Source organism: Acidovorax sp. SUPP3334 (assembly GCF_030159055.1).
Lineage (GTDB): Bacteria > Pseudomonadota > Gammaproteobacteria > Burkholderiales > Burkholderiaceae_C > Paracidovorax.
Window position 1 is genome coordinate 1 of record NZ_BQXQ01000031.1, and the last position, 12,819, is coordinate 12,819.

Here is a 12,819-nt window from a genome sequence, read left to right on the forward strand (position 1 = left end):
AAGTCAACGGTGCGTGGTTTGGTTTTCTTGCGCGCACTCTCCAGCATCGGCTTGATGATCTCGAATTGCTCGCGGCTCGTATCGCTGGGATATTTCTTGGTTCGCACCTCGTCATTGTCAGTGATCAAACAAAGATCGTGAACACGTTCTTAGGGTTAGGGTTCTCTCGGCCTTTTCCGGTTTGTCCAACAAAGCCGTTGAAACCCGCAAATACAATCAATCAAGATTTAGTAATTTTACATAATATACATCGTATCTAGTCAGGAGATATTAAAAAATGGGATCAATATCCCGACAGATAGATGCAGATAAAAGTAGTTTCGACCACCTCAGCGCTGAATCGCACGGTGTGGACTGTAGTTGCATCCAGCGATGCATGTCAATTGTTGAAAGACCGGTTTTGTGTCAAGACGAATCTTTTCTGACTCGGAACTTACTTTTACCGCTGGATGATGCTTACTCCAGCTTGAGCACAGGATTGGCCGGCGGCACCGGCACGACCCAGCGGTCCGGTTCGGCCAGCACGACGGCGGCGAGCCGCCCGACACTCGCGCCGCCTCGGCCCATGACCTGGTAGCGCAGGATGTTCACGCGGCCCTTGCCCTGGCCCGAGGTCATGCGGTGCCAGCCGGCCTTGATGACCTCGCGCTGCACTTGCAGGCCCGTCGCGTCGGCTTGATCGGCGGGCCCGGTCTCGCGGGCGTAGAGCTTGAAGATCAGCGGCGAGACGAGCGCCATGCCTTCGTCCACGAAGTGCACGGCGGCGCCGGTCTCGTTGTGCTTGATCTCGCGGCTGGCCAGGCCGTTTTGCAGCCAGCGCATGAAGGCGATGGCCACCTCGCTGGGCTCGGCCTTGCGGGCGGCCGCTTCGTGGGGTAGCTCGGGCAGGTGCGGCGCCAGGACCACCGGCGTGGGTTGAGTGCGCGCCGAAGTCTCAGGGGCCGAGCCGAACAGCGGACGCACGAAGCCGGCCTCGGGCCGCTGCTGGGGCGTGGCCGTCGATGGTGCCGTCTCCCGCTGGGACGCCGGCGTCGGTGCCGCCGCGGGCACCTTCGACGTTGATGCAACCTTGGGTTTGGCTGCGGCCTGGCTCTGGCCTTGGGCCGGTGCTGGCGCTGTAGGAGCCTTCTTGCCGTTCGGCGTTGGGGCATTTTTGGGTGCTACCGGAGCTGGCCTGGATGACGCCGCCGGCGCGCTGGGCCGCACCGGCGCGGGCGCTGCAGAACGCACGTCATCGTCCTCGTCCAGCCATCCCCCATCAACGTCGAAGCCGTCGTCCTTGCCCCCGATGCGGATCACATCGTCCAAGTGCGGGAACGCGGGCTCTGGGCGTTGGGGCGCTTTCGCCTGGGCAGGCGGTTTGGCCGGCACGGAAGCGGCAGGTCCTGGCACTGATGCCGGGACCGGGGCGGCTGATGCTGGCGCAGTTTCTTGTGTGACCGCTGCAGGAGTTGCCGCAGTCTCCTGCGCATTGCCGTTCGATCCTGCCGCAGGCTTGGGCTTGGGCCGGTTGAAGACGGGGGCCTTGAGCTGGTTCTCGCTGTGTTTGGGCGAAGTTGCCGCAGCCTTGGGCTTGTTGGGTTTTGCTCCAGCTTCGTGCGTGTGAGTTGCCGCAGGTTGGGGCGCTGGCGCGAGATCTGCCGCATCGTTGTCTGATTGCCCCAATGCATTCGCTGCATCAGCGCGTTCGGTACCCTGCTGCACCGATACATGCCCTGCCCCATCCTCCGGCGCAGCATCGCCTGCTTCATCCTTGCGTTTTTCTCGCACCACGATGCTGCCGGCCATCGCTTGCGGGTACTGGCTCGGATCATCGTAGAGCTTGGCCAGCGGAAACCTCAGCATGGTCAGCGAGTGGCTGTAGCCTGTTGCAGCCGTGTCCTGATGCGTTGCGGCAGCTTCCTGCTGGCCTGCTGCATCCTGTGCCTGGCCCTGCACCGTCACGTACCAGATCGCCTGGCCGCTGTGCGGGTTGACCTCGATGCAGCCGTACTCCTGCCAGGTGTCGAACAGCCGGTCGTTCTTGGCCTCGCCCGGCACGGCCTCCTCGGGGGCATGGTCCTTGATCCAGGTGCGTACGCCATCTGCCAGGCGCTTGGCCACGAACCACATCGAGCCGTCATGCACCCAGCCGGCCGCGCCCGAACGGTTCAAGGGCAGCGCGGTGCCCGCGCGCAGCATGGCCTTCACCGCATGCATCAACAGGTCGATGAGCGGGATCGCATTGCTGGTGGTGAATCGCGCCCGGCTGCCGTGTAGCAACGCCCGCTGGGTCGATGCCTGATCGGCGCGCCCAACGATGCTTGCCACCAGTCCGTCCTTGGTGCCCGAGAGGTAGCGGGTCAGAGCCTCCAGAGTGTGCGGCCGGCGCGCGAGCAACGTCATCGCCGTTGCCGGCGCGACCTGTCCCAGCAGTGTGACCGCCAGGCGCGAATGCGCGCCGTAGTCCCGCGCGGATTTCGGGGCGAACTCCACGAGGTATTCCGCAGCCCTGCCCTGCTCTATCCGAGTCATCGGTCCCCCGATCGGGTTCCACCGAGTGCGCTCCGTCGCCCCCGGCGTGCGCCAGGTCACGCGCAGATCGGTCATGGGCTTGGCGATGTCGTGCAGCAGCGCGGCGAAGAACACCACGTAGGTCCACTCGTCGCGCTCCGCGTCGATCTGCTCAATGGGCGCACCCTCGGGCAGGAAATGCCCGTTACGCCAGGTCATGGCCGCCAGGAGCATCTCCAGCGTGTGGGCCAGCAGCCCGCCCACATGCGCGTGGTGATGGGCCTCGGACGCCGGCATCAGCTGCACCATCTCTGCGTAGCGGTGGATCGCGGGCAGCAGGTCTCGCTGCCACACGCTTTGCGCCAGGCGCGACTGCCGCCACATGTCCTGCATGGCCTTGTCCGCGTTCACGCACACTAGCAGCTCGTCGGCGGGCAACAGGCGCAGCCACCCTTGCTCCGAGCCCTCCACCGCGATGCGCCTCGGCGTGGTGGGTATGCTGGGTGTGGCCGGTGTGGGTGCCGTTGCGGGAAGGGAGGCGCGTGCGGGCGCACCCTGCCCGCCAAGCAATCGGCCTGCATCGCCCCATCGGCTGCGAAGCCATTCGAGCGATCGCTTCATGCGGGGGCCAGCAGGTAGCGGGAGAGTTGCTCCAGCCAGGGCTTGGATGCCGGGCGGCTGTCATCGACGCAAAGCCAGTCCTGCTTCCCATGCGGTATCTCGATAAAGTCCAGCCAGCACTGCTCCAGCGGACTCCACAAGCACGCTGATGCCTCGGGCCGGTGTTCATTGCCCCACCAGGCGCGCACGCGCACCAGGTCCAAGGTCAGCAGATCCTGCACGATGGCGAGCCTGCGTGCGTGTGCCACCCGCAAATCCAAACCTGCGGCAGCTTCGCCGGGGATGCGGCAGACGTGCCGCAGCAACACGTCGCGCACGCAGATGTTGGGCGCCTGCCAGTCCTCCAGGTGTCGCTCCAGACCATCGTAGCGACCCAGCCATTGCAGCAGCCTCGATGTCCAGCCGGCCAGGCCCAGGGTGGACAGATGCTGCACGATCGAATAGACAGCATGGGCATGATCCAGCGCATCGCGTCCGGAATGTGGCCATCCCGCGTTGGGCGCAGGGTTGCTGTGCTGCGCCCTCAGCCGCGGTTGACGCGGGGGCGTAGGCGAGAATTCCGGGTCCAGTGCTTCTTCCATGATGGCGCAGCACTGTAGGGACGACTGGCGGTTCGGGCCAGCGAGAACCCTGCGCGAGATAGCGGAGGGTTTACGCTTGCCGGTATCGCCTTGATCTGATAAGCAAAACGAAATAAAGGGAATTCTTGATGAGACAGCAGCCCGACATGAAGCAGCGGTTTGCGCGCCGACTGCGAGATGCGATGGAAAATTCCGGTTACGCGGCCAAACCCGCCGTACTCCAGCGGGAATTCAACAGCCGAAACCCAGCGGACAAACCCCTCACGCTGCATGGGGTGCGCCGATGGCTGATGGGTGAGACCATTCCCAGTTACTCTAAGCTGCAAGTGCTCTCCGACTGGTTGGAAGTGTCTGTGCATGAACTCATGCAAGGTTCCGCCACTCCCTCGCCGAAGATGTCGAAACCACGGCCCATGTCACACGAGGACCGGCTGGCTGTCGAGGCATTCCTTGCTCTGCCCGTTGCGCCGCGGCGCATAGCGCGGGAGGTGATACTTGCCATCGCCCGTGCAAATGAGGCAAGGTAGTATCGATATACTGGCATTTCATACAGCTTTTGGAGGGCTCCATGAATGTCATAGACACCCGATACACCGTTGCACTGTGCGACTGTCCCGCTCTGCCCGCGAGCGAGCGCATCGCCGCAGAGTCGGCCTATGCGAAGACCCTGGAGCGTCTGCTGGATGGAGCCGATGGGGTCGTGCAAGCGTTCCTGGCGGTGCAAAGCATCCAGGAGCAAGAGGACGGTGGCGATGACTCGCCCGAGGCCCGAGGGCGGGCCCTTGCGACGATCAACCGCTGGGCCAAGGCCGCCGCAGCAGCCCGCCAGGCTGGCCTGCGCGAACTGCAGGGCGAGGCCGAGGAAGGCTACTTCGAGGTTCGGCCGGCCTGAACACCATGGACCAGATCGCCATCGCCATCTTGGGCGCAGCCGCCGCTTGGCTCTCGCAGTCCCGTGATCCAGCGCAAGCCCGGTGGGCCTGCATCTTCGGCATGTTGGGTCAACCCTTCTGGTTCTATGCCGCCTGGCAAGCCGGATAATGGGGCATCTTCGTGGTGTGTGTGCTGTACGCGATCGCCTGGATGCGGGGACTGTGGGTGCATTGGCTCTCGCCTCGGCGAGCAACAGGTGTGGGGACGATCCAGATCGCTCCAGGTCGGGAGCGTTGAGTTTGCGTGGTTGGGGGGTAAACTGGCAGCATGGAACTGGAAATCTACGAAGCTCTCACTGCTGTCAATGTCCCAGCTGACAAGGCGCGGGCAGTCGTCGATTCAATTAACAAGGAAATTGACAAGCGCTATTCCTTGCACGCAGCCCAGTTGGCGACCAGAGGGGACTTGCATGAGGCAAAAGGTGCCCTGGAAGTCAAGATAGCCCAGGCGCAGGCCGAAATCATCAAATGGTGCGTCGGCACCATGTTCGCTGCTGTTGGCCTCTTTGCCACGATCACCAAACTCTGGCACTGAATCAAGTTACTCCACCCCTTCGGCCCGCCTCATGCGGGCTTTTTTCTTCCCGCTGCGCCAGTGTGATTGGCCAGAACTGGGGAAGGTTCTAACGCGAGCAGGAGCGGCATTTGTGCGTGGAAACGCTTGCCGCTGGGTCAACTCGACGCTGCCCCCATCAGCCGTCGATAGGCTGGGCGGATTCACCTCTCCGGCAACGCCTGCTGAATACTCTTGTTGTATGTTGTATTTCAATACAATATACTACGAGTCGGCATTAGTCGCGGCGGTATGGCTCTCCCCTTTCATCACCCAACCAGGGGTCCGGGGAGCAATGGAACAGCCAACCGACTTAAGCCCTGAGCATCACCAGTGGCGGTCGGCTCCTTCCATGCGGGCATCACTCTCCGAGAAGCAGTGACGGTCGTCCGCGTCGCTGGCGATGGAACACCCTGTACGCGGACGCTGTGCTGGAGCAATTACGCCACGAGGGTTATCCGGTGCGGCCAGAAGACGAAGCACGCTTGTCACCATTCGGGCACGAGCACATCAACATGCTCGGGCGCTATTCGTTCGCGGTGCCAGAGGCCGTCGCGCGCGGGGAGTTACGACCCTTGAGTAAAAGGGAGGAGTAAATGTGACGCTTAAGTCGGTTCGCTGTTCCGTTGCTCCCCAGACCCCACCCAGGGGCGCTGCCGGGCTTGTCGTGCGGCCTGGAGTTCCGCGGGGCCTTTCGGGATCATGGGCCGGCGCCCCGCCGCCGGCCCATGACTCATCTCCCGTAAAAGCCCTTTTCCCTGTCCCCGTAAGCCCTTTCGTGCGTCCGACGATTTAGGAGGACGCACGCCCTTTGGATAGGCCCCTTCTCCTGTAGAAAGTCCTTTGCCCGTAGGCACCCGCCCTCGGGGGACGCCTTTCTCCTCCATGCGCCTTTCATTCACGGTATTTCACAGAATTCCGCAGCTTTTCTTGCCTACCACCTGACGGAACGTCCGTCAAGCGTAAACCGTCTGCCACGTAGCGGAGGGTTTCGGCTTGAGGGCGCCACCTACAAAAAAGACACTGCCGGCCATTGGCGACGTTTTCCCGGATGGGTGACGTCTTTGGCCCGCAGCCTCTTTGGCTTGCGGGCGTTTTCTCTACAGGTGGTGGATTCATGGGGCAGGCGCATGCAAGGGTGGCAAGTGCAGCGGCACGGGTTGCGGTGATGGGCATGGCGATCGGAGTGCTTGGCTGGCTGGCGATGCCGGCCCAAGCGCAGGCAGTGGGAGATGGATCAGTGCGCATCGGCCGCTACAGCACGCAGCAGGCGGCGCCGGTGGCAAGCGCGAGCGACCCGCTCGCCGTTTTCGCCACCATCACCTTCCCGCGCCAGCAGGTGAGGACCGTGGGGGACGCCGTGCGCCACACGCTCCTGCGCACGGGCTGGCAGATGGTGGACGTCGCCGCGCTCTCGCCCGAGGCGACGCGCTTCCTGGCGCTGCCGCTGCCCGAGTCGCAGCGGGTGCTGGGTCCGTACCGGGTACAGGACATCCTGGACCTCCTCCTTGGTACCACCTGGCAGTGGCACCACGATCCGGTGCAGCGGCGCCTGTGGTTCACCGTGGTGCCGGCCTATGCGCAACTGACGCAGGCCAGCACCGATGCCGGCCAAGCTTCGGTAGCCACCACGCAGCCCGTGCCCGAACGGGCTGCTCAGTCGCTGCCGGGAACGCCGCTCGATGCTGCACGCAACACCGCACCGACCACTGCGCAGGAGGCCCGCGATGCAACAGCACGTTGAGTACGACACGGCGCAAGCGCCCGGCCATAAGGCCCACCAGGATCACGAGATCGACCTCCTGCTGGACCACCAGGACGACGTGCACCGCCAGGACAGCCAGCCGACCGACGGACAGGATGCCGCCCGGGCATGGCACCCCGACACGGCCGCGATGCCGCTGGGCAACGACCCGCAAGCGTCAGCGGATGACGCTGCTCGCCGGCGCCGGCCATTCGGCAAGGCCACAACCTTGATCATGGTCCTGCTGCTGGCCCTGATCGCCTGGATGGCCTACGGCCGCTGGATGCGCTCGGACGCCCCGCTGGCGCCCGAGCCGGCCGCACTGGCCCAACCGGCCGAACCTGCGGCCACGGCTGATGCAGCCCAGGCCGATCCAGCTTCGGCTGCGGCCAGCCTCGACGCGGCGGCGCCGCAGCAGCAGGCATCGCCCTCCGTGGCTGCCGCGAGCGCAGTGGCGCCGCAGGCCTTGCCAGAGCCGACGCACCCGGAACTGCCCGCCATCGACGCCGGCGCGGCGACAGCCACAGATGCCCAGGACCAGCGCCTGGAACGCCTGGAGTCCCAGCTCGCGCGCATCGAGTCGCTGCTGACGCAGCGTCCTGCGAACCAGGCGGCTACCAACGCGCCCGCTGCGGTCACGGCAACTCGTCCCCAGGTCCGGCCCCGCTCCCCAGCCGCCAAGCCTGCGACTGCGATCCAGCCAGAGACGCCGACGCTCGCCGGCCAGTTACTGTCCGTTGACCTCTGGGACGGCCGTCCTTCCATCGTCGTGGGCACCGGCGAGGCTGCGGACCAGCGCGTGCGGGTGCTGCAACAGGGCGACTCCTACAACGGCATCACGCTCAAGGCCATCGACGTGGCGGCGCGCCGCGCAACGTTCGACGTGGGCCAGGGCCGTCTGGTCCAGCTGTCCGTGGAGGGCCAATAAACCATGCGACCGACGCACTCACGGTCTGTCCTTGCCTGTCTGATCGCCCTGGGCACCACCCTGGGTGCCAACCAGCTCGCCATCGCCCAGGCCAAGACCCAGCAGCAGCGCACGCAGGAGGTGACGAGCCAGCGGGCCGGCGCCGACCGCACGGGCACCGTTCTGGACGAGAACGACCAGCTCATCGCCTCCATCTGGGGCCTGTCGTCCGAAGAAATGCTGCGCGCCAAGGTCCTGCTGCAGGGCCCTCGCAAGTCCTTCTCCGTGGAGAACCTCTCGCCCGTGGAGGCGCTGGGCATCCACGCGCGCAGCGATGCGGAGCGCCGCAAGTACGCCGAGATGTTCGCCCGCACCTTCCACGCGGACGTGGAGCGCTCTCTCGCCTGGAATGCCGCCTTCACCGAGGCCATGGCGCGGATGTACCCCAACGAGCCTGTCATCGACTTCAGCGGCCAGGCCAAGGTGGCCGCGCCCATCGGCACGGCGGACATGCTCAACGTGCCGCGCTCGCTGGTGGTCGATACCGCACCAGGCGCCAGCGCACCGAAAGCGGCAAAGGTCCGTTGATGCAGACGATGCTGCCACGCCGATCCATGGTGCTGGGCTTGCTGGCGGGCATGCCCGCTTGTGTTTTGGGTGCAGAGCCCAACGGCCCATGGTTGCCCTACCGGCCCGAGGATGTGACGCGGATCGAGCCGACAGGCGCGCAGATCTCGCGCACGCCGACCGCTGCGATGCGCCGCATCGAACCCGTAGTACAGGACATGCTCTCCGCATCCATGGTGCAGAGTCACCCACCGAAGGCCTACGCGGTCACCGCAGGGCGCATGGGCGTCCCGCCCTGGCTGCTCTTCGGCGTCGCCCTGCAGGAATCCAAGCTCAAGTTCGGCGAGCGCACCCTGCCCTACCCGTGGACGCTGTGCGTGCGTGGACAGGGACTGCGCTACGCCGACTACCCCGAGACGCTGGCCGCACTCAAGGGCTTCATCGCCCGCCGCGTGACCAACATCGACATCGGAGCGATGCAGGTCAACTGGCACTGGCATGGCGACAAGCTCCAGCAGCCCGAGCGCGCCCTCGATCCCTACCCCAACCTCGCCGTGGGCGCGCAGATCCTGCGCGGGCATTTCGAGGCGGGCGGCAACTGGCGCCGCGCCATCGCGCTCTATCACACGGGATCGGACAACACCCACGAGACCCTCGCGCGCGGTGCGCGCTATGCCGATCAGGTGCTCCAGCGACTGGGGCGCATGGGCGTGTCCGTGGCCGCAATACTGCACAGCGTGCCGCGTCCATCTTCGGAGGCTTTGCGTGCACAGGCTTGATCCAATTCTTTTGGCTTCCGCACTGATGTGGACTGCTACAGCGAACGCTGGCCAGCCCGCACTGCAACAGATCCATGGCAGCGATGCCACCGTGCCCGTGGCCCCCTACCTGGCCGCGCTGGTTGGCGGTGAGGACCAGCAAGGGGTGATGCAGGGCATGACTTTCCCGCTGCGCACGAGCCTGCGCCAGGGCGTGCTGACCACCGAGGGAGTGGCCGTTTTCAACGCCCGCTGGATGACCCAGCCCATCGTGGTGATGGGCACCGACTGGGCATCACTGCAGTGGCTGCAGCTGCACCAGGACCGTCTGCGTGGCCTTGGTGCCGCGGTGATCGTCGTCGCCGCCGGCAGCGAAGACGAGTTCAAGGCGCTGCAGCGCGCAGCAGCCGGCGTGCCGGTGGCGCCCGCGCAGAGCCCATGGCTGGAGTCCCGCATGCGGGCGGCCGGCGTTGCCATCTACCCCGTCCTCATCGACCTCGATGGCCGGGCGCGCCAGATCATCTTCGACGGTGCCGAGGCCGATCTCGGGAAAGGCACGCCATGAAGAACCACGCGGTCCTGGAGGCGCTGCTGCGCCCGCCGATCGAGTTGTGGAGCGTGGCGATGGCCTGGGGCGTGGCCCTGGTGGCCATCGTGGCGCCCTGGGCCCTGATGATGCCGCCCCTGCTGGGCTGGGTCGCGGCAGCCATCGCCTTCGGCTTCGGCTACCAGCGCTTGGCGCAGGCGCTGCAGATCCTGCGCTACCAGCACTACATGAAGTATTACAAGGTCACGCGCATCTCGCCGTCCAAGATCCCGGTGGGCAAGGACGAGTATTACCTGGGCGAGGGCTTCGAGTGGACGCAGCTGCACACGCAGCGCAAGCGGGATGCCACGCGCACGGAAGCGGAGCCGTTCGTGAAGCCCAGCGCCACAGAGGTCGCCATGCGCCGCTGGGGCACGAAGCTCAACGAGGACATGCAGGCGAAGCTGCGCAAGAATCCCTCCGAGCCCACCTTGCTCGTGCGCGCCCTCGCGGGCGCCCTGGCCAGCGAGGCCTGGTTCAATCCCTTGCGCTCCTATCCTGACCTGGGCGGCTCGCCTATCCTTCACGGCGTGGGTGCCCTGCAGGAAGGCCCCGTCAAGATGCGCCAGTCCTCGCGTTCCGGCCACATGATCGTCATGGGCACCACGCGCGTGGGCAAGACGCGCATGCTGGAGATGTTCGCCACCCAGGACATCCACGCGGGCCACGTGACCATCGTGATCGATCCCAAGGGCGATGCGGAACTCATGCTGCGCCTGTATGCGGAAGCCGCCCGCGCAGGCCGGCTGGACCAGTTCTACCTGTTCCACTTGGGCTACCCAGAGATTTCTGCGCGCTACAACGGCATCGGCAATTTCGCGCGCATCACCGAGGTGGCCACGCGCGCGACCAATGCCCTGCCGTCCTCTGGCAACTCGGCCGCGTTCAAGGAGTTCTCCTGGCGCTTCACCAACATCGTGGCGCAGGCCCAGGTGGCTCTCGGTCGCGTGCCGACCTACGAGACGCTGCTGAAAGACGTGACCGGCATCGACGGGCTGTTCATGGACTACGCCCGCATGATCTTCACGCGCCTGGCATCGCAGGGCCAAGTCACCGATTGGGAGAAACGGGTCGCCGCCCTCGAAGCCGTCGTAGGCACCAAAGGTGGCCCGGCCGTGCCGCGCAGCCTGGCAGATCGCTCCCCGGACTTGGTGGCCATGTTCCTGTGGATCAAGGACTCCAAGGTCGAGGACACCGTGCTACGGGGTCTCGCCGCCGCGTTCAGCTATGAGCGCTCGTTCTACGAGAAGATCATCGCCAGCCTCGGGCCGTTCCTGGAAAAGCTCACCACCGGCGCCGTGGGCAAGCTGATCTCCCCGGACTACTTCGATGCCAGCGACAAGCGGCCGGTCTTCGACTGGATGACCGTGATGCGCCAGGGCGGCATCGTCTATGTGGGCCTGGATGCGCTGTCCGACTCGGTGGTGTCCTCGGCCGTGGGCAACTCCATGCTCGCCGACCTCGTGAGCGTGGGCGGCAAGCTCTACAAGACCGGCCTCGATCCGCACCACCCGCAAGGCAAGCTGCAACTGCCCACGGTGTGCTGCCACTTCGATGAGGTCAATGAGATCGCGGGCCCCGAATTTGTCCCCATGGTCAACAAGCTGGGCGGGTCGGGGTTTCGGATCACGGCCTACACGCAGTCGATGTTCGACATCGAGGCGCGCGTGGGCGACAAGGCCAAGGCCGGGCAGATCCTGGACAACTTCAATCATTTAGTGATGCTGCAGGTGCGTTCGGTCACCACGGCCAACCTGCTGGCCGAACAGGTACCGCAGGTGGAGGTCGTGCACCTCACGCCCATGTCCGGCGTCACCGACACGGCAGCGCAAGGCACGGGCGTGGACTTCACGTCCCGCAACGACGACATCGTGACCACCACCAAGGTGGCGATGATCGAGGCGGCCGACCTTCTCAGCCTGCCTCAGGGCCAGGCGTTTGCGTTGCTGGAGGGCAACCGACGCTTCAAGATCCGCATCCCGCTGGCCGATTCCACCAACGATCCGTTCGTTCCCGAGTCGCTCAAGAAGGTGGCCAGCGACATGCGCAACCGCTACCGCACCAGCGAGCAATGGGCCAAGGAGACGGACTGGATGGGCGACTGGATGGCCGCGCAGCCGCTGGGCGCTGCGGCTGCGGACCTGATCGCCACCGATCTGGCGCAGGAGGACTCGGGTGCCAATGAGGGCGGTACACATGAAACCGCTGTGAATGAGGCCGCGATGACCAGCACCGCCCTGGGTCAGATCATGAGGCACGGATCATGAAGGAGCTGCCATGAGCGACGCGCCTCCCAAGGGACCGGTGCGGCCCCGCACGCGCGGCCCCGTCGAACTCGTGCTGGAGATCGGCATCGGCCTGACCTTCGTGGCCCTGTTCTCCTGGTTCGTGGGCATCCTCATCGAGATCGGCGGCATGTACTTGCTGTGGAAGGACGAGGGGGTGCTCCATGCGCGCACGCTGGTGGAGCAGGACCTGGGATACATCGCCGCCGCGCCGCGCAGCCTCCTGGTGCCCGATACGGTGGCGTTCTCCCAGCGGATCGTGCGGTGGGTGCAGATGCCCTACGAGCGGCTCGGCGTGCTGCGCTGGTATGCGCGCTTCAACGGTCCGCAGGCGGCAACCGAGCCCACGCCATCGCACGCCACCGCCGCAGTCGGTGGCAATCCGCGCGAGGGCAGTCCCTTGTCCAAGGGGGTGGGCCAGGTCAGCCGCTCCATGGGCAAGCTCCTGTCGCAATGGGCGCTGGTCTCGATGTACGTCGCGCAGGACGTGCTGCTGCGCATGTCGGTGGCGCTCTTTGCCCTGCCCGCCTTCGTCCTCGCCTGCCTGGTGGGGGCCGTCGATGGCCTGGTGCGCCGCGACCTGCGCCGCTGGGGCGGCGGGCGCGAGAGCTCGTTCGTCTATCACCACGCCAAGCGCTACACCGCCTGGTCGCTCACCGGCGGCTTCGGCCTGTATCTCACCTGGCCCTTCGGCGGCTTCAACCCCGCCTACATGGTCCTCGTCTTCACCGTCCTCGTCGCCGCCACCCTCTCGACCACCGTGGCCGCGTTCAAGAAGTACGTCTAAGTACG

12 protein-coding genes and 3 pseudogenes are annotated in these 12,819 nt (G+C 65.5%); 12 read left to right on the top strand and 3 right to left on the bottom strand.

Annotated elements, in window-relative coordinates; translation table 11 throughout:
- The 3 genes and pseudogenes from AVHM3334_RS16835 to AVHM3334_RS16845 all read right to left on the bottom strand — a co-directional run.
- Positions 1–107, bottom strand: a pseudogene (locus AVHM3334_RS16835) (IS5/IS1182 family transposase); the annotation flags it as partial.
- A 349-nt stretch (positions 108–456) separates the two neighbouring features.
- Positions 457–3,114, bottom strand: coding sequence for a MobH family relaxase (gene mobH, locus AVHM3334_RS16840; protein ID WP_284414182.1), 2,658 nt, complete (start codon positions 3,112–3,114; stop codon positions 457–459).
- Positions 3,111–3,695, bottom strand: a complete 585-nt coding sequence (locus AVHM3334_RS16845) for a hypothetical protein (RefSeq protein WP_284414184.1) — start codon at positions 3,693–3,695, stop codon at positions 3,111–3,113. Before AVHM3334_RS16845 ends, mobH begins: the two co-directional genes overlap by 4 nt.
- 128 nt (positions 3,696–3,823) lie before the next feature.
- Between AVHM3334_RS16845 and AVHM3334_RS16850 the strand changes: the two genes are divergently transcribed.
- The 12 genes and pseudogenes from AVHM3334_RS16850 (at position 3,824) to AVHM3334_RS16905 (ending at position 12,814) form a co-directional block, all read left to right on the top strand.
- Positions 3,824–4,222, top strand: a complete 399-nt coding sequence (locus AVHM3334_RS16850; RefSeq protein WP_284414186.1) for an XRE family transcriptional regulator — start codon at positions 3,824–3,826, stop codon at positions 4,220–4,222.
- Positions 4,223–4,263: 41 nt separating this feature from the next.
- Entirely contained in the window at positions 4,264–4,587 is a 324-nt protein-coding gene (locus AVHM3334_RS16855) for a hypothetical protein (protein ID WP_284414188.1), read from the top strand.
- 5 nt (positions 4,588–4,592) lie between these two features.
- Positions 4,593–4,865 (top strand): annotated as a pseudogene (locus AVHM3334_RS16860) (hypothetical protein).
- A 30-nt stretch (positions 4,866–4,895) separates the two neighbouring features.
- A complete protein-coding gene (locus tag AVHM3334_RS16865; protein WP_284414190.1) occupies positions 4,896–5,162 on the top strand; it encodes a hypothetical protein in 267 nt (88 codons plus the stop codon).
- Between the two features lie 422 nt (positions 5,163–5,584).
- Positions 5,585–5,776 (top strand): annotated as a pseudogene (locus AVHM3334_RS16870) (Tn3 family transposase); the annotation flags it as partial.
- A gap of 578 nt (positions 5,777–6,354) precedes the next feature.
- A complete protein-coding gene (gene pilL2 / locus AVHM3334_RS16875) occupies positions 6,355–6,924 on the top strand; it encodes a PFGI-1 class ICE element type IV pilus protein PilL2 (protein ID WP_284414191.1) in 570 nt (189 codons plus the stop codon).
- Positions 6,908–7,852 (top strand): hypothetical protein, encoded by a 945-nt coding sequence (locus tag AVHM3334_RS16880; RefSeq protein WP_284414193.1) that lies wholly within the window; start codon positions 6,908–6,910, stop codon positions 7,850–7,852. Before pilL2 ends, AVHM3334_RS16880 begins: the two co-directional genes overlap by 17 nt.
- Positions 7,853–7,855: 3 nt before the next feature.
- Complete coding sequence (locus AVHM3334_RS16885) at positions 7,856–8,419, top strand: hypothetical protein (RefSeq protein ID WP_284414195.1); 564 nt, start codon at positions 7,856–7,858, stop codon at positions 8,417–8,419.
- Positions 8,419–9,177: a transglycosylase SLT domain-containing protein gene (locus AVHM3334_RS16890; RefSeq protein ID WP_284414197.1), complete on the top strand. Its 759-nt coding sequence runs from the start codon at positions 8,419–8,421 to the stop codon at positions 9,175–9,177. Before AVHM3334_RS16885 ends, AVHM3334_RS16890 begins: the two co-directional genes overlap by 1 nt.
- A 25-nt stretch (positions 9,178–9,202) precedes the next feature.
- Entirely contained in the window at positions 9,203–9,721 is a 519-nt protein-coding gene (locus AVHM3334_RS16895) for a PFL_4695 family integrating conjugative element protein (RefSeq protein WP_284414199.1), read from the top strand.
- Entirely contained in the window at positions 9,718–12,009 is a 2,292-nt protein-coding gene (gene traD, locus AVHM3334_RS16900) for a type IV conjugative transfer system coupling protein TraD (protein WP_284414201.1), read from the top strand. The genes AVHM3334_RS16895 and traD overlap by 4 nt, the downstream gene beginning before the upstream one ends.
- 10 nt (positions 12,010–12,019) lie before the next feature.
- On the top strand, positions 12,020–12,814 hold the full coding sequence (locus tag AVHM3334_RS16905; RefSeq protein WP_284414202.1) for a TIGR03747 family integrating conjugative element membrane protein: 795 nt from the start codon (positions 12,020–12,022) through the stop codon (positions 12,812–12,814).
- Positions 12,815–12,819 lie beyond the last annotated feature (5 nt).